General features: G+C 70.1%; 16 protein-coding genes, 1 pseudogene and 1 riboswitch. Of the genes and pseudogenes, 15 read left to right on the top strand and 2 right to left on the bottom strand.

All coding sequences use genetic code 11. The annotated features are described in order from the left end of the window. The first annotated feature begins 160 nt into the window (after nt 1-160). Nucleotides 161-1084 carry a coiled-coil domain-containing protein gene (locus QMK24_RS07290; protein ID WP_283464390.1) on the top strand — a complete coding sequence of 308 codons (924 nt, stop codon included), beginning with the start codon at nt 161-163 and terminating at the stop codon, nt 1082-1084. 118 nt (nt 1085-1202) lie between these two features. Here QMK24_RS07290 and QMK24_RS07285 read toward each other — a convergent pair whose 3' ends face one another. After that, complete coding sequence (locus tag QMK24_RS07285) at nt 1203-2747, bottom strand: MFS transporter (protein ID WP_502962526.1); 1545 nt, start codon at nt 2745-2747, stop codon at nt 1203-1205. Nucleotides 2748-3101: 354 nt separating this feature from the next. Between QMK24_RS07285 and QMK24_RS07280 the strand changes: the two genes are divergently transcribed. From QMK24_RS07280 to QMK24_RS07260, 5 genes are all read left to right on the top strand, one after another. Further along, complete coding sequence (locus QMK24_RS07280) at nt 3102-3890, top strand: ABC transporter ATP-binding protein (protein WP_283464388.1); 789 nt, start codon at nt 3102-3104, stop codon at nt 3888-3890. Next, the gene (locus QMK24_RS07275; protein ID WP_283464387.1) at nt 3887-6451 is read left to right on the top strand and encodes an ABC transporter permease; all 2565 of its coding nucleotides are present in this window, start codon (nt 3887-3889) and stop codon (nt 6449-6451) included. The genes QMK24_RS07280 and QMK24_RS07275 overlap by 4 nt, the downstream gene beginning before the upstream one ends. A gap of 204 nt (nt 6452-6655) precedes the next feature. Continuing rightward, nucleotides 6656-10201 (top strand): transcription-repair coupling factor, encoded by a 3546-nt coding sequence (gene mfd, locus QMK24_RS07270; RefSeq protein WP_283464386.1) that lies wholly within the window; start codon nt 6656-6658, stop codon nt 10199-10201. 143 nt (nt 10202-10344) lie between these two features. Beyond that, entirely contained in the window at nt 10345-11424 is a 1080-nt protein-coding gene (locus tag QMK24_RS07265; RefSeq protein WP_283464384.1) for a glycosyltransferase family 2 protein, read from the top strand. Beyond that, nucleotides 11424-11852: a GtrA family protein gene (locus QMK24_RS07260; protein ID WP_283464383.1), complete on the top strand. Its 429-nt coding sequence runs from the start codon at nt 11424-11426 to the stop codon at nt 11850-11852. The genes QMK24_RS07265 and QMK24_RS07260 overlap by 1 nt, the downstream gene beginning before the upstream one ends. On the opposite strand, the gene QMK24_RS07255 is transcribed toward QMK24_RS07260, so the two are convergent. Beyond that, nucleotides 11833-13263 (bottom strand): DUF2079 domain-containing protein, encoded by a 1431-nt coding sequence (locus QMK24_RS07255; RefSeq protein ID WP_283464382.1) that lies wholly within the window; start codon nt 13261-13263, stop codon nt 11833-11835. The genes QMK24_RS07260 and QMK24_RS07255 overlap by 20 nt on opposite strands. 322 nt (nt 13264-13585) lie before the next feature. Between QMK24_RS07255 and QMK24_RS07250 the strand changes: the two genes are divergently transcribed. The 9 genes and pseudogenes from QMK24_RS07250 to QMK24_RS07210 all read left to right on the top strand — a co-directional run bounded on the left by QMK24_RS07250 (nt 13586) and on the right by QMK24_RS07210 (nt 21927). Further along, on the top strand, nt 13586-14188 hold the full coding sequence (locus QMK24_RS07250; RefSeq protein ID WP_283464381.1) for a hypothetical protein: 603 nt from the start codon (nt 13586-13588) through the stop codon (nt 14186-14188). Beyond that, nucleotides 14185-15771 (top strand): serine/threonine-protein kinase, encoded by a 1587-nt coding sequence (locus QMK24_RS07245; RefSeq protein ID WP_283464380.1) that lies wholly within the window; start codon nt 14185-14187, stop codon nt 15769-15771. The genes QMK24_RS07250 and QMK24_RS07245 overlap by 4 nt, the downstream gene beginning before the upstream one ends. Before the next feature lie 68 nt (nt 15772-15839). After that, a complete protein-coding gene (locus tag QMK24_RS07240) occupies nt 15840-16547 on the top strand; it encodes an HNH endonuclease family protein (RefSeq protein WP_283464378.1) in 708 nt (235 codons plus the stop codon). 180 nt (nt 16548-16727) lie between these two features. After that, the gene (locus QMK24_RS07235) at nt 16728-17369 is read left to right on the top strand and encodes a SurA N-terminal domain-containing protein (protein WP_283464377.1); all 642 of its coding nucleotides are present in this window, start codon (nt 16728-16730) and stop codon (nt 17367-17369) included. 149 nt (nt 17370-17518) lie between these two features. Continuing rightward, nucleotides 17519-17998, top strand: coding sequence for a hypothetical protein (locus QMK24_RS07230; protein WP_283464375.1), 480 nt, complete (start codon nt 17519-17521; stop codon nt 17996-17998). Between the two features lie 35 nt (nt 17999-18033). Further along, nucleotides 18034-19005 (top strand): nucleoside triphosphate pyrophosphohydrolase, encoded by a 972-nt coding sequence (locus QMK24_RS07225; protein ID WP_283464463.1) that lies wholly within the window; start codon nt 18034-18036, stop codon nt 19003-19005. 64 nt (nt 19006-19069) lie between these two features. Then, a pseudogene (locus QMK24_RS07220) lies at nt 19070-19510 on the top strand (endonuclease V); the annotation flags it as partial. Further along, nucleotides 19503-20843 carry a cytochrome P450 family protein gene (locus QMK24_RS07215; protein WP_283464374.1) on the top strand — a complete coding sequence of 447 codons (1341 nt, stop codon included), beginning with the start codon at nt 19503-19505 and terminating at the stop codon, nt 20841-20843. The pseudogene QMK24_RS07220 and the gene QMK24_RS07215, both read left to right, overlap by 8 nt. Before the next feature lie 202 nt (nt 20844-21045). Then, entirely contained in the window at nt 21046-21927 is an 882-nt protein-coding gene (locus tag QMK24_RS07210) for a transglycosylase family protein (protein ID WP_283464373.1), read from the top strand. A 260-nt stretch (nt 21928-22187) separates the two neighbouring features. Then, nucleotides 22188-22361, top strand: a riboswitch (cyclic di-AMP (ydaO/yuaA leader). Nucleotides 22362-22366: the final 5 nt, after the last annotated feature.

Genomic DNA, 22366 nt, shown 5'->3' with positions numbered 1-22366 from the left:
CCCCGCTGAATCCATTCCTCTCCACCCCTTTGCCCAGATCCGGGCGGACACTCCGATTCCTGGGTAGGGGTAGGTCGGAGTGTCGTAGCATCCATAATTCGGACATATCGACAAAAATGGATAACAGAGTACGGTTCGGAAGGACGGCGAGGGGCAGCGCATGAGCAGCACGGCATCACCTCACGGCTTCGACACCGTCCGCGGGCGCGGATACCAGGTGGAACAGGTCGAACGCTTCCTCGAGGAGCTGTCCGAGGACCGCGACGCGGCCTGGGAAAGGGCCGCCAGGCTCACCGTTCTCGCGAACGAGATGGAGGTCGAGAGCACGGCGCTGCGCGAACACGTCGATGCGCTCGGACCGGCCGGCTACGAGACCCTCAGCGAAGGCGCGCAGGAACTCCTGCGCCTCGTCGAGGAGGAGGCCGCGGCGGTCAGGGAACGTGCCGAGAACGAGGCGCAGTACGCGCGCGACGCCGCGGAGACCGCCCGCCGCGCCCTCCAGGACCAGACCCGGGCCGCCGCCGCCGAGCGGCGTGCCGTCGTCGAGGACCAGGCGAACCGGGTACTCGACGAGGCCCGCGGCCGCGCCAGTGAACTCCTCACGGAAGTACAGAACGATGCCGCCCGCGTGCGCGGCGAGGCCGGGCAGGCCCTGGAGGCCACCCGGCAGGACGTCGCCCGTACGCTCACCGAGCTCGACAAGGAACAGCGCGAGCGGCTGGACGCCTTCGAGCACGAGATGGCCGAGCGCGAGGCCGGCGTCGACAGCCGGATCGGTGAGCTGACCGGATACGCGGAACGCCGTCTGGAGGACGCGCGGACGGCGCGCGCCGAGGCCGAGGAGTACGCGCGGCACGGGCAGGAGGACGCCGACGCCAGGGCAGCTGCGCTGCTGGCGGAAGCGCGCATGCGCGAGGAGAGGATCCGGCGGGAGAGCGAGCGGCAGTTGCGCGAGCACGAGGAGCGCAGCGAGGAGATTCGCGCGCACCTCGCGCACGTCCGCACCAGCCTCGCCGCCCTCACGGGCCGCCCCCTCCCCGAAGAAGACCCCTCCATCGCGGACCCGGGCCCCGCCCCGGACTAAACGATGGCCTCAAACGCCGGCCGGGCTAGAAGGTGGCCTCAAGCGCCGGCCGGGCTAGAAGGTGGCCTCAAGCGCCGGCCGGGCTGAACCGATGGCCTCGGACGCCCGTCGGGCTGAGTCAGTCGGGGTCCGGCAGGACCGGGAAGTGGCGGGGGGCCACGAAGAGCAGGATGAGGACGGCCGCGCCAGCGGCCGCGGCGGCCCCCACGTACACGTGGTCGACCGCCGCCGCCACCGCCCGCCGCACCGGCTCGGCCGGTGCTCCGCCCCGCGCCGCGAGGGCAACCGGTGCCGCGCCCAGCCGGGCGACCAGCGTGTGGTTGGCGATGGCGCCGAAGACGGCCGCGCCCACGCTCTGGCCGACCTGGCGGCAGAAGAGGACCGATGAGGTCGCGGTGGCGCGTTCCGCCCAGCCGACCGTGGACTGCACGCCGACGATCAGCGGCAGCTGGAAGAGCCCGAGCGCGCCGCCGAGCAGCAGCATGATCAGGGCGGGCTGCCAGGCCGGGCCGCCGTAGGGCAGCAGCGGGAACGCCGCGAGTATCGCGGTGGCGCAGGTCATACCGATGACGGCGCTGTTGCGGAAGCCGATCCGCAGATAGACGCGGCTGCTGAGAGCGGCCGACAGAGGCCAGCTGAGCGTCATGACGGACAGTACGAAGCCGGCCGCGACCGGCCCGAGCCCGAGCACCGTCTGGGCGTAGGTCGGCAGGAAGACGGTCGGCGCGATCATGAGCAGGCCGAGCGCGCCGAGCGCCAGGTTGACGGAGACGATGACGCGCCGCCGCCACACCCAGCCGGGGATGATCGGTTCGGCGGCGCGGCGTTCGACCCAGACGGTCGCGGCGGTGCAGACGGCACTGGCGGCGAACAGGGTGAGGGACTGCCAGGACAGCCAGGACCAGGCGATTCCGCCCTGGACGAGGGCGAAGAGCAGCAGCCCGCCGGAGAAGAAGAGGCCGACCGCGCCGGGCCAATCGATGCGATGCCGGGTGCGGGGCACGTTCTCGTGGAGGTAGCGGAGGATGAGGGCGAGGGCAGCCGCGCCGACCGGCACGTTGATGAGGAAGATCCAGCGCCAGTCGCCGTAGCCGGCGAGAAAGCCGCCGGCCAGCGGTCCCGCGATGGCGGAGACCGCCCACACGGTGGAGAGCGCCGCCTGGATGCGGCCGCGCTCCTTCAGCCCGTACAGGTCGGCGGCCACGGTCTGGACGGTGCCCTGGATCGCGCCGCCGCCCAGGCCCTGGACGATCCGGAAGGCGATCAGGCTCGCCATGTTCCAGGCGCCGAAGCACAGCAGGGAGCCGAGCAGGAAGAGCGCTATTCCGGCGAGCAGCACCGGCTTGCGGCCGAAGGTGTCGGCGAGCTTGCCGTACACGGGCAGCGTCACGGTGACGGCGAGCAGATAGCCGGAGAAGAGCCACGAGAACACCGAGAGGCCGCCGAGGTCGCCGACGATCTGCGGAATGGCCGTCGAGATGATCGTGGAGTCCATCGCGGCGAGTGCCATGGCGAGCATCAGCGCGGCGACGATCCGGCCGCGACGGGGCGCGGGAACGGGCTCCGCTCCGGTCGAGGACCGGGCCGTACGTTCCACAGGACCGCTCACGGCGGCTCCCTCCCCTGGTGTACACCCGGGTGGGTGTACACCGCACCATTCCATGCCGGGGCAGGGCTGCGATACCCGGCTATCGGGGGTATCGCCGCAGGCAGGAGAAGGGTCTTGCACCTCACGCGAGGGGAGGGCGCACGCTCGACCCCGAGGCTCCGTCGGGGTGGAAGTCGCCGTCCCTTAGGGGTAAGTACGCACTTCCGCCTACGTGATGTTCGTACTGGCGGAGGACGTTCTGAGGGCCTGGTGCTCCTTAGGGTCATGAGTGGGACGTGGTGGGGCTAACCCCACCCGCAAGACGGAGACCTGCCCCATCGCCGCGACCCCTGGCTCACCAGCATTCTGATAACGCACGGCAGGGACCGCCAGGTTCCGCCGGGACCCACGAGGTTTCAGGAGATAGCAGTGACAACGGCTGTAACGATTCCCAAGTCCGGGGGCAGCGGAGAGCGTTCGGCTGTTGCCGCCCGTGCACGGCAGGTCACCAAGGCGTACGGCTCCGACGAGACGCGTGTGGTCGCGCTGGACGCGGTGGATGTCGACATCGCCCGCAGCGGCTTCACCGCGATCATGGGCCCGTCCGGTTCCGGCAAGTCGACACTGATGCACTGCCTGGCGGGTCTCGACACGGTCACCAGCGGACAGATATGGGTCGGTGACACCGAGATCACCAAGCTGAAGGACAAGAAGCTCACCCAGCTCCGCCGTGACCAGATCGGCTTCATCTTCCAGGCGTTCAACCTGCTGCCGACGCTCAACGCGGTGGAGAACATCACGCTGCCGATGGACATCGCGGGCCGTAAGCCCGACCGCGAGTGGCTGAACCGCGTCATCGAGACCGTCGGCCTGGCCGACCGTCTCAAGCACCGCCCGAACCAGCTCTCCGGTGGCCAGCAGCAGCGTGTCGCGGTCGCCCGCGCCCTCGCCGCCCGCCCCGAGATCATCTTCGGTGACGAGCCGACCGGAAACCTGGACTCGCGCGCCGGCGCCGAGGTGCTGGGCTTCCTGCGCCGCTCGGTCGACGAGCTCGGCCAGACGATCGTCATCGTGACCCACGACCCGGTCGCCGCCTCGTACGCGGACCGTGTCATCTACCTGGCCGACGGCCGCATTGTCGACGACATGGTGAACCCCACGGCCGACTCCGTCCTCGAGCGCATGAAGTCCTTCGACGCCCGTGGGAGGACGTCGTGACCGTCTTCAAGACATCGATGCGCAACTTTGTCGCGCACAAGGGCCGCATGGTGCTCAGCGCCGTCGCCGTGCTCCTGTCGGTGGCGTTCGTCTGTGGCACGCTCGTTTTCACCGACACCATGACCGCGACCTTCGACAAGCTCTTCGCCTCCACGGCGTCGGACGTCTCGGTCAGCGCCAAGAAGGTCGACGACGCGCAGGAGACCGGTAAGCCGGAGACCGTCCCGGCCTCACTGCTGACCAAGCTGCAGCAGGTGCCCGGGGTCAAGCAGGTCACCCTCGAGGTGACCAGCGAGAAGGTCACCGTCGCCAACAGCAAGAACGAGAACATCGGCCCGACCTCCGGTGCGCCCACGCTGGCCACCAACTGGGGCGACAGCGAGAAGAAGTCGGTCGAGATCACCTCGGGCCACGCCCCGCGCGGTCCCACTGAGGCGATGCTCGACGCCGACACCGCCAACAAGAAGAACCTGAAGATCGGCGACTCGCTCCGCGTCATCGCCGCCCCCGGTGACTTCACCACCCAGATCGTCGGCATCGCGACCTTCAAGACCACCAACCCCGGTGCGGCGATCGTCTACCTCGACACCCCCACCGCGCAGGCCAGGCTGCTCGGCAACACGGACACCTACAGCGGTTACGGCCTGACCGCCGCCGCCGGGGTCAGCAACGAGACGCTGAAGAAGGACGTCACCGCCGCCGTCGGCACCGGATACAAGATTCAGACCGCGGCCGAGTCCAAGGCCGCGGCCAAGAAGGACATCGGCTCGTTCCTGAATCCGATGAAGTACGCGATGCTCGGCTTCGCCTTCATCTCGGTGCTCGTCGGCATCTTCCTCATCGTGAACACCTTCTCGATGCTGGTCGCCCAGCGCACCCGCGAGATCGGCCTCATGCGGGCCATCGGCTCCAGCCGCAAGCAGATCAACCAGTCCGTGCTGTTCGAGGCGCTGATGCTCGGCGTCGTCGGCTCGGTCCTGGGCGTCGTCGGCGGTGTCGGCCTCGCGATCCTGCTGATGAAACTCATGGGCCAGCTGGGGATGCACCTCAACACCTCCGAGCTGACCATCAAGGCCGCCACCCCGCTGATCGGTCTGACGATCGGTGTGGTCGTCACCGTGCTGGCCGCGCTGCTTCCCGCCTACCGGGCCGGCAAGATCTCCCCGATGGCCGCCATGCGGGACGCCGGCACCCCGGCCGACGGCAGGGCCGGAAAGATCCGCGCCGCCATCGGTGTGGTGCTCACCGGTGCGGGCGTCGCCGCCCTGTTCGCCGCCGCCAACGCCTCGAAGGCGTCCCAGGGCGCCTCGTACCTCGGTCTCGGGGTGCTCCTGACGCTGCTCGGCTGCGTGGTCATCGGCCCGCTGCTCGCCGGAGTCATCGTCCGTGCCCTCAGCGCCGGCACGCTGCGGTTCTTCGGCCCGGTCGGCCGGCTCGCGGAGCGCAACGCGCTGCGCAACCCGCGCCGTACGGGTGCCACCGCCTCCGCCCTGATGATCGGTCTCGCGCTGGTCGCGGGCCTGTCCGTGGTCGGTTCCTCGATGGTGGCCTCGGCCACCGACCAGCTCGACAAGTCGGTCGGCGCGGACTTCATCCTGCAGACCGACAACGGCCAGGCACTCAGCCCCGCGCTCGCCAAGGCGATCCACTCGGCCGACCACCTGGAGCACGTCACCGACTACACGGGCGTCAATGCCAAGCTGACGACTCCCGACGGCAAGTCGAGCACCAAGCACCTGACGGCGGCCAGCCCCAGCTACACGGACGACCTGCGGATCGAGACCGTGCAGGGCAAGCTCGGTGACGCCTACGCCAAGGGCTCCATGTCGGTCAACGACGGCTTCGCCAAGGACCACGGCATCAAGATCGGCAGCGAGCTGACGGTCGCCTTCATCGGCGGCGAGACGGCGAAGCTGAAGGTCAACGCGATCACGTCGGACGACACCACCTTCGACAAGGGCGCGATGTACATGAACATCGCCACCGCGAAGGAGTACCTGCCGGCCGACAGGATGCCGCTCAACGAGGTCATGTTCGCCAAGGCGGTCGACGGCCAGGCGAAGGATGCCGCGGCTTCCCTCAAGGCAGCCGTCAAGGGCTACCCGCAGCTCACGGTCCGCGATCAGTCGGACTACAAGGAGCTCATCAAGAGCCAGGTCAACCAGCTGCTCTACATGATCTACGGTCTGCTGGCCCTGGCGATCATCGTCGCCATCCTGGGCGTGGTGAACACGCTGGCCCTGTCGGTCGTCGAGCGCACCCGGGAGATCGGCCTCATGCGGGCGATCGGAATGTCGCGGCGCCAGCTGCGCAGGATGGTCCGCCTGGAGTCCGTGGTCATCGCCCTCTTCGGCGCCCTGGTCGGCCTCGGCCTGGGCATGGGCTGGGGCACCACGGCCCAGCAGCTGCTCGCCCTGGAGGGCCTTGGCGTTCTGAAGATCCCGTGGGGGACGATCATCTTCGTCTTCATCGGGTCGGCCTTCGTCGGTCTGATCGCCGCGCTGGTCCCCGCCTTCCGGGCGGGCCGGATGAACGTGCTCAACGCCATCGCCACCGACTAGGCAGTCTCCCCACTGCCTTGCCAGGCGGCCCCGGAACGCAACCCCCCGCGTTCCGGGGCCGCCGCTCGTTTTTTTCGCTCGTGGAACCGCTCGTGGAACCGAGAGGGCGGCGGCTGTCAGTGGGTCGTCGTACGCTTGACAACCCCGGCCCGTTTGACGTGTCGGGTCGTTCGCGTTGTCCAGCCCTGGGACGGAAACCCCTTCATGAGTCTGAACGGTCTGCTCGACGTCGTCGTGAACGATCCGGCCCTCGCAGAAGCGGTGAAGGCCGGCATCGACGGCAATCGCCCCCATGTCGACCTGGTGGGGCCGCCCGCCGCCCGGCCGCTCGTCCTGGCGGCGCTCGCGGCGCGCACCGGCCGCACCGTACTGGCGGTGACGGCGACCGGCCGGGAGACCGAGGACCTGGTGGCTGCGCTGCGGTCGCTGCTGCCGCCGGACGCCGTCGCGGAGTACCCGGCCTGGGAGACACTGCCGCACGAGCGGCTGTCGCCGCGCTCCGACACCGTCGGCCGGCGGCTGGCCGTGCTGCGCAGGCTCGCCCACCCGAGGGCGGACGACCCGACCGCCGGGCCGGTGAAGATCGTCGTCGCGCCGATCCGTTCGGTGCTCCAGCCACAGGTCAAGGGGCTGGGCGAACTGGAGCCCGTGGCGCTGCGCAGCGGGCAGGGCGCGGATCTCGGCGAGGTCGTGGACGGGCTGGCGGCCGCCGCCTACGCCCGCGTGGAGCTGGTGGAGAAGCGCGGCGAGTTCGCGGTCCGCGGTGGGATCCTCGATGTCTTCCCGCCGACCGAGGAGCACCCGCTGCGGGTGGAGTTCTGGGGCGACGACGTCGAGGAGATCCGGTACTTCAAGGTCGCCGACCAGCGGTCGCTGGAGATCGCCGAGCACGGGCTGTGGGCGCCGCCCTGTCGTGAGCTGCTGCTCACCGCTGAGGTGCGGGCACGGGCGGCCGAGCTGGCGGTCCGCCACCCCGAGCTGAGCGAACTGCTCGACAAGATCGCCGAGGGCATCGCCGTCGAGGGCATGGAATCGCTGGCTCCGGTCCTGGTGGACGATATGGAGCTGCTGCTGGACGTGCTGCCGGCCGGGAGCATGACGGTGGTCTGCGACCCGGAGCGGGTCAGGACCCGCGCCGCCGACCTGGTCGCCACCTCGCAGGAGTTCCTGGAGGCGTCCTGGGCGGCTTCCGCCGGTGGAGGGGTGGCGCCGGTCGATCTGGGCGCGGCCTCGCTGTGGTCCATCGCCGATGTGCGCGACCACGCCCGCGAGCTGGGTACGCCCTGGTGGTCGGTGAGCCCGTTCGCCGCGGACGCCGAGCTGGACCCGGACCTGGACGAGGACACTCTGCAGCTGGGCATGCACGCGCCCGAGCTGTACCGGGGCGACACCGCCCGCGCGCTGGCCGACACCAAGGGCTGGCTGGCCGAGGGGTGGCGCACGGTCTACGTCACCGAGGGCCACGGCCCGGCCGCCCGCATCGTGGAGGTGCTGGGCGGCGAGGGCATCGCCGCGCGCCTGGACATGGACCTGGCCGACCTCCAGCCGTCTGTCGTGCATGTCGCGACCGGCTCGATCGAGCACGGCTTCATCGATACCGCGCTCAAGCTGGCGGTGCTGACCGAATCCGACCTCACCGGGCAGAAGTCCTCCACCAAGGAAATGGGGCGGATGCCGTCGCGGCGCCGCAAGACCGTCGACCCGCTGACGCTGCAGCCCGGCGACTACATCGTGCACGAGCAGCACGGCGTGGGCCGCTATGTGGAGATGGTGCAGCGCACCGTCCAGGGCGCCACGCGTGAGTATCTGCTGGTCGAGTACGCGCCCGCGAAGAAGGGCCAGCCCGGCGACCGGCTCTTCGTGCCGACCGACCAGCTGGAGCAGATCACCAAGTACGTCGGCGGCGAGGCCCCGACGCTGCACCGGCTCGGCGGCGCCGACTGGACGAAGACGAAGGCGCGGGCGAAGAAGGCGGTCAAGGAGATCGCCGCCGACCTGATCAAGCTCTACTCGGCGCGGATGGCCGCCCCGGGTTACACCTTCGGGCCCGACACCCCCTGGCAGCGCGAGCTGGAGGACGCCTTCCCCTACGTGGAGACGCCCGACCAGCTGACCACCATCGCCGAGGTCAAGGAGGACATGGAGAAGTCGGTCCCGATGGACCGGCTGATCTGCGGCGACGTCGGCTACGGCAAGACCGAGATCGCGGTCCGCGCCGCCTTCAAGGCGGTCCAGGACAGCAAGCAGGTCGCGGTGCTGGTCCCGACCACGCTGCTCGTCCAGCAGCACTTCACGACCTTCTCGGAGCGGTACGCGCAGTTCCCCGTCGTGGTGAAGGCGCTGTCGCGCTTCCAGTCCGACAGCGAGGCGAAGGCCGTTCTGGAGGGGCTGCGCGACGGTTCGGTCGATGTCGTCATCGGCACCCACCGGCTGTTCTCGTCCGAGACGAAGTTCAAGGACCTGGGCCTGGTCATCGTCGACGAGGAGCAGCGGTTCGGCGTCGAGCACAAGGAGCAGCTGAAGAAGCTGCGCGCGAACGTGGACGTGCTGACGATGTCCGCCACCCCCATTCCCCGCACGCTGGAGATGGCGGTCACCGGCATCCGCGAGATGTCGACGATCACCACCCCGCCGGAGGAGCGGCACCCGGTACTGACCTTCGTCGGCCCGTACGAGGAGAAGCAGATCGGTGCCGCGGTCCGCCGTGAACTGCTGCGCGAGGGCCAGGTCTTCTACATCCACAACCGGGTCGAGTCGATCGACCGGGCGGCGGCGCGGCTGCGCGAGATCGTGCCGGAGGCGCGGATCGCCACCGCGCACGGGCAGATGGGGGAGAGCGCGCTGGAGCAGGTCGTCGTCGACTTCTGGGAGAGGCGTTTCGACGTGCTGGTCTCCACGACGATCGTCGAGTCCGGCATCGACATCTCCAACGCGAACACCCTGATCGTCGAGCGCGGTGACAACTTCGGTCTGTCGCAGCTGCACCAGCTGCGCGGCCGGGTCGGCCGTTCGCGCGAGCGCGGCTACGCGTACTTCCTGTACCCGCCGGAGAAGCCGCTGACCGAGACCGCGCACGAGCGGCTGGCGACCATCGCGCAGCACACCGAGATGGGCGCGGGCATGTATGTCGCGATGAAGGACCTGGAGATCCGCGGCGCGGGCAATCTGCTCGGCGGCGAGCAGTCCGGGCACATCGCGGGCGTCGGCTTCGACCTCTACATCCGGATGGTCGGCGAGGCGGTCGCGGACTACCGCTCCGCGCTGGAGGACGGCGGCGAGCCCGACGAGACGCTGCTCGACGTCAAGATCGAACTGCCGGTGGACGCGCATGTCCCGCACGACTACGCGCCGGGGGAGCGGCTGCGCCTGCAGGCGTACCGCGCCATCGCCGCCGCGAACAGCCACGAGGACATCGCCGCGGTCCGCGAGGAGCTGACCGACCGCTACGGCAAGCTGCCGGAGCCGGTGGAGAATCTGCTGCTGGTGGCGGGCCTGCGGCTGCTCGCCCGCAAGGTCGGGGTCTCCGACATCACCCTGCAGGGCGGCAATGTCCGGTTCAGTCCGGTCGAGCTGCGCGAGTCGCAGGAGCTGCGGCTGAACCGGCTCCACCCGCGCACCATCACGAAGAGCGCGGCCCGGCAGGTCCTCGTCCCGCGCCCGGCCACCGCCAAGATCGGCGGCACGCCCGTCATCGGCCGTGAACTCCTGGTGTGGACGGCGGATTTCCTGACGACGATTCTCGACAACTGATTCGAATATCGGAGTACCGCAGGCGCCGCCGCGCCGTGCGTCACGTGGCGTTCAGATCGTCGTCATGTGACCATCGCGCGGCGGCCGCGTGGGGGCCGTGTACCGCAGGCAGCATTTTCGTGTATCCCACGGAAAGTGAAGCCATGCGCCTGTCCGTTGTCGTTCCCTGTTACAACGAGGAATCCGGTGTAGAGCTTTTCGACGCGAAGATCCGGGAGACCCTCGACCTGCTCCCTGTCGACTACGAGCTCTGCTACGTGGACGACGGGAGCTCGGACGCGACCCTGGAACGGCTGCGGGGCCTCGCCGAGAAGCACCCGGGCAGCACCCGGTATGTCTCCTTCAGCCGGAACTTCGGCAAAGAGGCCGGCATGCTCGCCGGGCTGCGCGAGGCCACGGGCGACGCCGTCGTGCTGATGGACGCCGATCTGCAGCACCCGCCGGAGCTGATCGTGCGGATGCTGGAGCTGTTCAGCCGCGGCCACGACCAGGTGATAGCGCGCCGCACCAGGGAGGGCGACAAGTTCGTCCGCAGCGCGGTGAGCCGGCTGTACTACCGGATGGTCAACAAGTGGGTGGATGTCGAACTGACCGACGGCGTGGGCGACTTCCGCCTGCTGTCCCGCCGTGCGGTGGACGCGCTGCTGTCGATGCCGGAGTACAACCGCTTCTCCAAGGGGCTGTTCTCCTGGATCGGCTTCGACACGGTGACCTTCGACTACCGCAACGCCGCCCGCGCGGCCGGTGAGACCAAGTGGCGGTTCGGGGCGCTGCTCAACTACGGCATCGACGGGCTCATCTCCTTCAACAACCGTCCGCTGCGGATGGGTATCCACCTCGGCCTCGCGCTGGCGGGTCTGGCCGGCCTGTACGCCGCCTGGGTCACGGTGGCCGCGGCGGTCGGCGGGGTGACCGCGCCGGGCTATGTGACGCTGATCGTCGCCATCGTCGGGCTCGGCGGGCTGCAGATGATGATGCTGGGGCTGATGGGCGAATACATCGGCCGTATCTACTATGAGTCCAAGCGGCGGCCGCACTTCCTGGTCAAGGAGACCAACGTGCCGCGGTCGGCACTGCTCGGCACCAACCCCGGCGCACAGGCCTTCCTGCCGGCGCCTTCGGCCTCGGCCTCGGTTCCACCGTCGGCCCCGGCCCCGGCCCCGGCTTCGACGCCGGCTTCGACGCCGGCTTCGGCTTCGGCTTCGGCGGAGGGCCTGCGCTGATGCCCGCGCGTTTCCTCCAGGTGCTCCGCTTCGGCCTGGTGGGTGTCGTGAACACCGGCACCTTCTACGGCTGCTATCTCGTCCTGCACCGCTGGATGCCGTACTACCCGGCGTATGTGGTGGCGTTCGTGCTGAGCATGATCGGCTCGTTCTTCCTCAACACGTACTTCACCTACCGGACCCGCCCGACCTGGCGGAAGTTCCTGTTCTTCCCGCTGACCAACCTGACGAACTTCATCGTCACCTCGGTGGGCATGTACATCCTGGTGGAGTGGTGCGGCGTGGGTGAGAAGCCCGCCCCGCTGATCGCGGCGGCGGCCGCGATCCCCGTGACGTTCGTGCTGTCCCGGCGGATCCTGCTGACTCGCGAGCCGCGGGCCGCCGCCCCCGAGCCCGCCCTCACCCCGGCTACCCGCGACGCAGGATGACGTAGCCCTCGCCGTCGGCGATCTCGGTGTAGGCCGCCGACGGATGGAGCTGGTGGGCGTATCCGACCGGGTCGGGGACCCAGCCGGATCCGTTGTCGAGCGCGATGTAGTCGGGAACGACGTTCTGGGCGCCGCCGACCCAGTAGACCGTGCAGCGGTCGACGAGCCGGCTGATCGGTCCGACGTTGGCCTCGACGCTCGCGCCGTCGGGGATCTGCCGGAGCAGCTTCTCCACGGCCCTGACGTGCCGGCCCGGCTCGTACGTGGCGGTGTGGGTGAGGTCGGCCAGCGGGAGCGTGGTGCTCAGCGCCATGGCGGCGGCGGCCACGGCGGCCGGCAGCTGCGAGGCGTAGGAGCGCAGCCAAGGCCGCGGGCTCTCTCGCGACCGGTTGATCGCGTCGACGAGGGCGAGGGTGACGATGGGCATCAGCACGGCGCTGTAGTGCCAGTCCAGACCCCAGTAGTGGTCGTCGTGGGAGATGAAGCGCCAGCCCATGGTGGGCAGGATGGCGATCAGCAGCGGGGAGCGCAGCGCGAGCAGTCCGCTGGTCGGCAGGAGGATCCAGAGCAGAGTGCGCAGCGCGGTGTCGGGCGGGATCGTGCCGGCCACCGGGGCGCCGCTCCCGCCGAGCTTGTTCCAGTAGTCGTAGGCGCCGCCGTGGTTGAAGGCGGGGATGATGACGCCGAAGGCGATGGCGGCGAAGGCGATGCCGAAGCCGATGAGCCAGACGGCGTACGACGCGATCCGCGGATCGTCGCGCCGGGTGCGCAGCAGGATGACGACGCCGATGGCGGCGACGGTCGCCCCCATGTCCTCCTTGACGAGGATGAGCGGCAGCGCCCACCACATGGCGGTCTTCCACCGCTTGCGCAGCACGGCCTCCAGCGAGAAGGCGAGCATCGGCATGGCGAAGGCGATCTCGTGGAAGTCGAACTCGACGGCGCGCTGCACCCCCCACGACAGCCCGTAGGCGACACCGATGGCCAGCCCCCGGCCGCGCCCCAGGAAGTGGGCACTGACCCGGGTGACCGGGATGACGGAGACCGCGAAGAGGACGGCCTGCGCCACGAGGAGGGTGACCGGCGTCGGGAACACCCGGTAGAAGGGGGCGATCAGGGCGGTGACCGGGCTGAAGTGGTCGCCGAGGATATTGGTCCCAGGACCCTTGAGATCGGCGACCGGGGCCTGGAGGTGCGCGTAGGACTTGACCGCCTGCTCGAAGATCCCGAGGTCCCAGGACATCGTCGCCATCCGCCGGAACCGGACGGCCGACAGCGTGGCGTACGCGACGAAGAGCGCGCCGGCCAGCCAGTACGGGTCGAGCCGGGGCCGCAGGAGACCGTTCAGCCGCGTGCTGGGCGCGGCGCTGTTCCCGTGCTGGGCGGGGATGGCTGCGGTAGCCATATCCATGCTGCGGTCCTTTCGCACGGGGAACACGGGGAAGACGAGCGGCACCCTCGGCCTGTTCGCGCCCGCCACGAAAAGATACGTGAGTGCCGCCCGGGGTGTGATTCGTCGCTCTTGTTCAGGACTCGTCGCCATCACTCGTCCTGCAGTATGCGTCGCTCTTGGTGACGGTGGCCATGGACCCGCCGGGCGGTGCGTCCGGCCTCCGTGGCGGACCGGGCGAGAGGGCACGTTTCGGCCCGAATAGTTGTGGCATCGTCAGACCGCTGGTCGGCCCCGGCCGATACGCTCGCACTCCCAGCCATGACTTTGTTCAGGAGCAGACATGAACGGCCCAGGCGCCACACCGCCCCAGCCGAGTGACGGCACGCGGACCGGCCTGCGAGTCCTGTTCGTGCTGCTCGCGGTGGTGTCGTGCGGCATGCTCGCCTGGACACCGCTGCTGCGCGTCGCCCTGCTGAAGCGGCGCAACGCGGCGGACTGGGTGCTCTGCGGGGCCTCCTTCGTTCTCACGCTCACGCTGCTGGTGCTCATCGGCCAGGAGCAGAACAGCGGCAGCCCGCGGTCGAACGCGCTGGTCATCGTCCTGCTCGCGCAGGCCGCCGCAGCCGCGGTGTACTACTGGGTCACCGACGTCCGGCACTACCGGGCTCTGGACGCGCGGACGCCGCCGCGTCCGTACGGCCAGCAGCCGTTCCCCTACGGGGTTCAGCAGCAGCAGCAGCAACAACAGCAGCAGCCGCCCGCGCCGCGCGCCGACTACAACCCGTACCGCGACACACCCACCCCGGCCCCGGCTGCCCCCGCCCCGGCCCCGGAGCCCACCCCGGTCCCCGGACCGTCCGGCCCGCCCGCCCCGCGTATCGAGCAGGTCCGCGCCGAACTCGACGAGCTGAGTGACTACCTCCGCAAGGAGGAAGGCAGATGAACGGCCGGCTCGTCGCCGGGCGGTACGAGCTGACCACCGTCCTCGGCCAGGGCGGCATGGGCCAGGTGTGGACGGCGTACGACCGCCGGCTGGACCGCCGCGTCGCCGTGAAACTGCTCCACCCCGACAAGGTCACGGGTGGCGAGAACGTCGCCGAGCTGCGCCAGCGGTTCGACCGGGAGTGCCGGGTCACCGCCCAGGTCGACCATCCCGGCCTGGTCACCGTCCATGACGCGGGCAGCGACGGCGATGAGCTGTACCTCGTCATGCAGCACGTCGAGGGCTCGAACCTCGGCGACCACCTCGCCGAGCACGACCCTTATCCCTGGCCGTGGGCGGTGGCGGTCGCCGCCCAGTTGTGCGCCGCGCTCTCCGCCGTTCACGCGGTGCCGATCGTGCACCGGGACCTCAAGCCGCGCAACATGATGGTCCGCCCCGACGGCACCGTCGTCGTGCTCGACCTCGGCGTCGCCTCCGTCATGGACACCGACACCACCCGGCTCACCCACACCGGTTCGCCGATCGGCAGCCCCGCCTACATGGCCCCGGAACAGGCGATGGGCGGCGCGATCGGCCCGCGCACCGACCTGTACGCACTCGGCGTGGTCCTCCATGAACTGCTCAGCGGCAATGTGCCGTTCCACGGCTCCACGGCGCTCGGCGTCCTCCACCGCCATCTGTACGAGACCCCCGTCGCGCTCCGCCGGCTTCGCGCCGATGTGCCGGCGCCGCTCGAATCCCTCGTCCTGCGGCTGCTCGCCAAGGACCCCCAGCACCGCCCCGCCGACGCCCAGCGCGTCTACGGCGAACTGGCGGCACTGCTCCCAGCCGCGGGGACAGCGAACGCTCAGCGTCCGACCGGGCCCATGGACCCCACCCGTCCCTTCCTCCGTCCTCACGCCCCCTGGCCCGACCGGCCCGGCACCGGACAGGACGGGGTCCAGTCGCCGGCCATGCCGACGGTGCCGCCGCCCACGACACCGCCCTCCACGCCGCCGGCCATGCCCACCACGCCCCCGACGAGCCCGGACATCGCGGCGGCGGTCGACGAGGTCAGACGGCTCCTGGACGCCGGCCGCATCACCCAGGCCGTCGACATCCTCGGCGGTGTACTCCCGGCCGCCGCGGAGAAGCACGGCGAGCACTCGCCGATCCTCCGCATGCTGCGCAAGCAGTACGCCGCCACGCTCATGGAGGACGGGCAGTACCGCCGCGCTTTCCCCGAACTGCGCCGGCTGGCCGATGAGTTCGCCGCCCAGAGCGGTCCGGGCGACCGTCAGGTCCTCCAGTTCCGCTACGAGGCCGCGCAGTGCCTCGAACAGCTCGGCGAGGCCCCTGCGGCCCTCGCCGAATACCGCACCCTCCTGCCGTACTTCGAGCGTTACGCGGCCACCGATCCCGTCCTCCCGATGGAGGTCCGCCGCAGGATCGGCCACCTCCTGCTCTCCGTCGGCGACCGCACCACCGCCCGCGAGGTGCTCGCGCGCCTGCTCTACGACTCCGACCGCGTCCACGGCCCCCACCACCCGTTCTCCGCCGAGCTGCGCCGCATGCTGGCATGGCTGGGGCAAGTGCGGGCATGAGCCGGGCAGATGGACGGTCCTTCCGGGCCGTTCCGATCGCCGGACCTTCAACGCCATAGGGTGCGCACATGTACGAACGCGGGGCACGGTCAGCACGGATACTCCTCTGCGGGCTGGCGGTCGCCGGTCTGCTCGGCATCGCCGGCTGCAAGGACACGACGCAGCCCGGCAGCAACGGCAACGCACCCGGCAAGAGCGCACCCGGTGGAAGCGCGCTCGCCGCCGTCGACACGCTCACCGTCAAGGGACGTGCGCCGAAGACCGGTTACACGCGGGAGAAGTTCGGGAAGTCGTGGGTCGACACCGATCACAACGGCTGCGGGACCCGCGACGACATCCTCAAGCGCGACCTCACAGGAAAAACGTTCCGCGCCGAGCAGGGCGGTGACTGTGTCGTCACGTCGGGGACGCTCGACGATCCGTACACCGGGCAGAAGATCACGTACACCCGGGGGAAGAGCAAGGTCGACATCGACCACGCGGTGGCGCTGTCCGATGCCTGGCAGAAGGGCGCCGGCCAGTGGACGGACGACAAGCGGGTGCAGTTCGCCAACGACCCGACGAACCTGATCGCCGCCGACGCGTCGGCCAACCGCGCCAAGGGCGACGGTGACGCGGCGACCTGGCTGCCCCCGAACAAGGGCTACCGGTGCGAGTACGTGGCGCGGCAGGTAGCGGTGAAGAAGAAGTACGGGGTCTGGGTCACCGCGGCCGAGAAGGACGCGATGCGGAAGCAGCTGAACACCTGCCCGACCCAGAAACTGCCCACGTCCTGAGCCGGCCGCCCACGTCCTGAGCCGGGCGCCTGGGCCCCGTCCCGAGCAGGGCTCCTGAGCCAAAACCTCAACTGGTGGCGTCTCGTTCGGCAGAGTGCTGGATATCGAAGCGTTCTGATCAATATCCTCGATCTTCGGAAGGTCGAAGCACCGCCGCTCGATCCCACGCCGGGAGGCACCATGGTCCGCCGACGCACCGCCGTCTCGCTCGCCGCCGCCGCGCTTGTCGCGATGACCCCTGTGCTCAGCGCGTGCGGCACCCCCCGCGCCGGGGCCGCCGCTGTGGTGGGGAACGAGACGATCTCCGTCTCGGCCCTGCAGTCGAAGGTCAACGCGGTACGCACCGCGCAGGAGAAGCTGCCGCAGTCGGCGACTCTGATCGAGAACAGCAGCCAGCTGACGAGCGAGACGCTCGGCAACATGGTCTTCGAGCGCGTCCTCAAGAAGGCCGCGCATGACGCCGGGGTCACCGTGAGCCCGGCGGAGGTACAGAAGCAGCGGACGGCGATCGAGCAGCGGCAAGGCGGCGCGGACGCGGTGAAGGCGCAGGTGGTGCAGAGCCAGCACCCCTTCGCTCCCGCCGACATCGATACCGTCATCGGCGAGCAGATCGCCCAGACCAAGCTCATGACGGGCCTCGGCTTCCAGCCGGGCAGCGACGGAGGGATCACGGCGCTGCAGGCGCTGCTGGTGAAGACGTCGAAATCGATGGGCATCGACGTCAGCCCGCGGTACGGAACGTGGAACGCGGAGAGCGGGAAGCTCCTCGCCCTCCAGGAGCCATGGCTCGTCAAGGCGCCACAGGCCCTCCCGGGCGCGTAGGGCCCGTCCGGCCGATCTTGGCCGGGTTCGCGGCGCCTGGCGGGCGCCCGATTTTTGCAGGGCGCCACGGGTTCCGGGGATCGACTGCGGTGCCACCCACGCCATGACAGGGTGGCACCCCGAATTCCGGAGCACCGAAATATCCCTGGATGCCTTCCTTGATACGTTCCCCGCTTCCGTTACGCGCCACACTCTCCGCGGTCGCGCTGACCGCACTGCTCACTCTGGCCGGCTGCACGGGCGACGGGGGTGGCGGCAGTGACAACGCGGACAAGATCTCCGGCACGGTCACTCCGTCCGTGACCGCGTCGGTCTCCCTGTCCGCGACCCCCTCGCCGTCGGTTTCGCCTTCGCCCATCGCGACGACGGCGGTGCCGACGCCGGCACCGGCCGGGACGCAGAGCGCCACCCCGACCCGCACCCCGGCCCCCAGCCACATGACGACGGCGCCCGCGCCGACGCCGACCCCGGTCGGCGACAGCGGCGACATCCTGGCGCCGTCGGGGAACCACTACAAAGCGGGCCAGTTCTGCAAGGAGGCCCATCTGGGCCTCACCACGCATGACGGCAACGGCAGGCTGCTGCGCTGCGCGATGAAGAGCGGCAAGCCGCACTGGGGATACGCGTAGCGGGCACGAGGTAGGTTCGTGCGGTGGACGACTCGATGACCCCCGCGCCAGGCCGCCTCGTACTGCTCACCACCAGCCACCGGGTGGCGCCCGGCCTGCTGTCATGGCCCGCGTGGGAGCTGCTGCGTGCGGCCGACCAGGTCATCTGCCCGGATCCCGGGCACCCGCAGCTCCCCTATCTGCGCGAGGCCGGCGTGGATGTCGTCCATACGTCGCCCACCGGCCGTGAACTGGTCGACGCGACCGCGGGCGACCGTACCGTCGTCTATCTCCCGGCCGCCGACGGCGACCCCGCGGTCACCGACGAGCTGGCCCGCCTCGGCGGGTCGGGACGGGTCGCGATGCCCGATCTGGAACTGCTGCCCGGCTCGTACGACCTGCCGGGAGCGCGGCTGCTCGACCTCGTGCAGGTCATGGACCGGATCCGCGCGGAGTGCCCGTGGACCCGCGAGCGGACCAACGCGGACCTGGCCAAGTACGGCATCGAGGAGATGTACGAACTGGTCGAGGCGATCGAGGAGGGCGACCGGGAGTCGCTGCGCGAGGAGCTCGGGGACGTGCTGCTGCAGGTCGTCTTCCACGCCCGGATCGCGGAGGAGGACGCGGAGGAGCCGTTCTCGATCGACGATGTGGCGGGCACGATCGTCGACAAGCTCATCCACCGGCATCCGCACATCTTCGGCGACGAGATCGCCGAGACCCCGGAGGCCGTGCAGGCGAACTGGGTCCGCCTCAAGGGCATCGAGAAGCAGCGCGATTCGGTGACGGACGGCGTCCCGGTGGGGCAGCCGGCGCTCGCGCTGGCCGCGCAGCTCACGGGCCGGGCGCGGGGGGCCGGGCTTCCGGTGCCGGCCGCCGCCGGCGTCGAGGTGCCGTCGGACGAGGCGGCGCTCGGCGATCTGCTGCTGGCGGTGGCCTCCGCGGCCACGGCGGCCGGGTTCGACCCGGAATCCGCGCTGCGGGCCGCCGCCCGCCGCTACCGCGACACCCTGCGCGCGGCGGAGTAAGCGACCACAGCGGAGGCGGGAGCGGCCGTACCGAAGGCGAGAGCGACCCCGTCAGGGACGTAGCCCGGGGCTGTTCGCGTTCAGGGAGCCGCCGGCCCTGATCGAGGCGCTCCGTAAACTGCGGACCGTCCCGGACCTGCTGCTCTGCGACGGTCATGGGCTGGCCCATCCCCGGCGCTTCGGCCTCGCCTGCCATCTCGGGGTGATCACCGGCATTCCGACCGCCGGGGTCGCGAAGACACCCTTCACCGGCAGCTACGATCCGGCGGCGCTGGGTCCTGAACGCGGGGCGTTCGCGCCGCTCGACGACGCCGGCGGGACCGTGGGCCGCGCGCTGCGCACACAGCAGGAGGTCAAGCCGGTCTATGTGTCGACAGGCCACCGTATCGGCCTGGACACGGCATGCCGCCACGTCCTCGCGCTGGCGCCGGAGTACCGGCTGCCGCAGACGACCCGGCTCGCCGACCGCCTCTGCCGGGACGCGCTAGCGTCAGGGTGTGCCTGACGAGACTGCCACCACCCCCGCCATCACCCCCGCCCCCACCCTCTTCACCTGGGAATTCGCCGCCGATCCGTACCCGGCCTACGCCTGGCTGCGCGAGCACTCGCCGGTGCACAGGACCACGCTCCCCAGCGGGGTCGACGCCTGGCTGGTGACGCGGTACGGGGACGCGCGGCAGGCGCTGGCGGACGCGCGGCTCAGCAAGAACCGGGGGCATCACAGCGAGGGCGCGAACGCCAAGAACAAGGTGGGGATCCCCGGCGAGCGCGGCGCGGACCTGATGACGCATCTGCTGAACATCGATCCGCCGGACCACACGCGCCTGCGGCGTCTCGTCTCGAAGGCGTTCACGCCGCGCAGGATCGCGGAGTTCGCCCCGCGGGTGCAGGAGTTGACCGACCGGCTCATCGACGGCCTGCAGAAGGACGAACAGGGCGCGGTGAAGGGGGAGGCGGACCTCATCCACGAGTTCGCGTTCCCGCTCCCCATCTACGCGATCTGTGACCTGCTGGGCGTTCCGGCCGAGGACCAGGACGACTTCCGGGACTGGGCGGGGATGATGATCCGGCACGGCGGCGGCCCGCGGGGCGGTGTCGCCCGGTCGGTGAAGAAGATGCGCGCCTATCTGCTGGAGCTGATCCACCGCAAGCGCGCGGATCCCGGCGACGATCTGATCTCCGGGCTGATCAGGGCCAGCGACCACGGCGAGCATCTCTCGGAGAACGAAGCCGCGGCGATGGCCTTCATCCTGCTGTTCGCCGGGTTCGAGACGACGGTGAATCTCATCGGCAACGGCATGCACACCCTGCTGCACCATCCCGGACAGCGGGCACAGCTGCAGGAGTCGATCGCACGCGGTGAGACGGACCTGCTGGAGACCGCTGTCGAGGAACTGCTGCGCTACGACGGGCCGGTGGAGCTGGCGACCTGGCGGTTCGCGACGGAGTCGCTCACGATCGGCGGCCAGGTGATCGGTGCGGGCGATCCGGTGCTGGTGGTCCTGGCGGCGGCCGACCGCGATCCGGACCGGTTCGACGGTCCCGACACGTTGGATCTGGCGCGCCGCGACAATCAGCATGTCGGATACGGGCACGGCATCCACTACTGCCTCGGCGCCCCGCTGGCCCGCCTGGAGGCGCAGTCCGCGCTCGCGACGCTGCTGACCCGCCTCCCGGATCTGCGACTGGCCGCCGGGCCGGACGAACTGCGGTGGCGCGGTGGCCTGATCATGCGCGGACTGCGGACGCTGCCGGTGGCCTTCACCCCGGAATCGACGCGCACCCCCGAATCGACAGGCATCCCCGAATCGACGCGCACCCCCGGATCCGCGCGCTGAATCGGAGGCGCTGAGTCCGGGGCTCCGTCCGGCCCTTCGAAACGTTGAAACCCCTGATGAAGCATCAATAATGTCCTGTACAAGAGCTACGGGACGAAATCGACCGTGACCTCAGCGTGACGCCCGCTACACCGACTTGTGATGCCATGGTCAACACCGCTACGTTCTGCGGTCATCGCAGACTTCGCAGAAAGGTGACCGAATGCTGAAGTCCGGGAACGGCCGACATCGCCGACCGAGCCAGGCCTCGACCGCCATCGTGGTGGTCGCGGTGACGGGAGCGGGGATCGCACTCCCGCTGCTCGGCGCAGGCGCAGCCCAGGCGGCCGACGCCACGACCTGGGACAAGGTGGCGGTATGTGAGAGCGGCGGCATGTGGAGCGCCAACGTCGGCAACGGTTTCTACGGTGGTCTGTCGATCACCAAGGACACCTGGGAGCAGTACGGCGGCACCGTCTACGCGGCGCGCCCCGATCTGGCCAGCCGCTCGCAGCAGATAGCCGTCGCCGAGACGCTGCTGTCCGCACTGGGCCCCGACGCCTGGCCCGGCTGCTCGGTGGCCGCGGGACTGGTCCAGGGCGGCGCGACTCCCAGCGTCGACCCGGGCGCGAGCATGCCGGTGACCCCGGCTCCCTCCGCTCCGGCGTCGCCCACGACGCCCGCGGTCCCTACGTCGCCATCGACGCCCACGTCGCCCACGGCCAGCCCCACGGCCGGCCCTTCGGGCGCGGCGAAGCCCACCGGCGCCCCCGCCACCCCCTCGAGCCCGGCCACCACGCCGGCCCCGGGGCAGAGCCAGGGCAAGCACGCCAAGCCCGTGGCGCCCGATCCGACGGGGACGGACACTCCCGGCCGCGCCTCGCGCGACGCGCAGCGGGGTGCAGGAGTCGTGGACGGCGGCAGACCGGGCGGCGTTCAGAGCGATGGCGAGTACATCGTGGTGCCGGGCGACAACCTGTCAGCCATCGCCGCGGCTCATCACTTGCCGGGCGGCTGGACCGCGCTCTATGGGGCAAATGACCGTATTGTAGGGGCAAATCCGGACCTTATCCTCCCCGGTCAGCACCTCAACTTGAGTTACTGAGGCCGTCGCGAACGGTCCCGGTGCCCCGCTCCTTGTGACAAGGGTCTCCGTGGCGCCTGTGACCACTCGCTCGCACAGCGCCGACTTTCTCCCTTCCGACCTGGGCATCTGTGGGTCCGCTCGGGCGGACAGGGGAGTTGGTGTGTGGACCAGGGATGTTTGTCCTCGCCGGGACCGTGTGCTTAACGTCGTACCGCTCGCCACAGCGGGCCCCGCCGGTCAGGATCGCCGAGTCCTGCCGCCGACCGACGGGAACAGTCGACGCGAAAGCGCCGTAGGCAGGAGCGGGGGACCCAAGGTCTTCCGCCGGTCCAGCTCCGTACTCGTACGGAACGGGCCGGCTTGGGGTTAAGCAGCGCAGCGAAAGCCGGCGCCGCCGGGCAACTCACGCCCGAACCCGACAGCTGACCTCGTAGGCGTCGGTGAGGAAGAAACAACC

Origin of the sequence: Streptomyces sp. PH10-H1, from assembly GCF_030063355.1 — a bacterium.
Taxonomy (GTDB): Bacteria; Actinomycetota; Actinomycetes; order Streptomycetales; family Streptomycetaceae; genus Actinacidiphila.
This window is presented reverse-complemented; position numbering and strand designations above follow the sequence as displayed.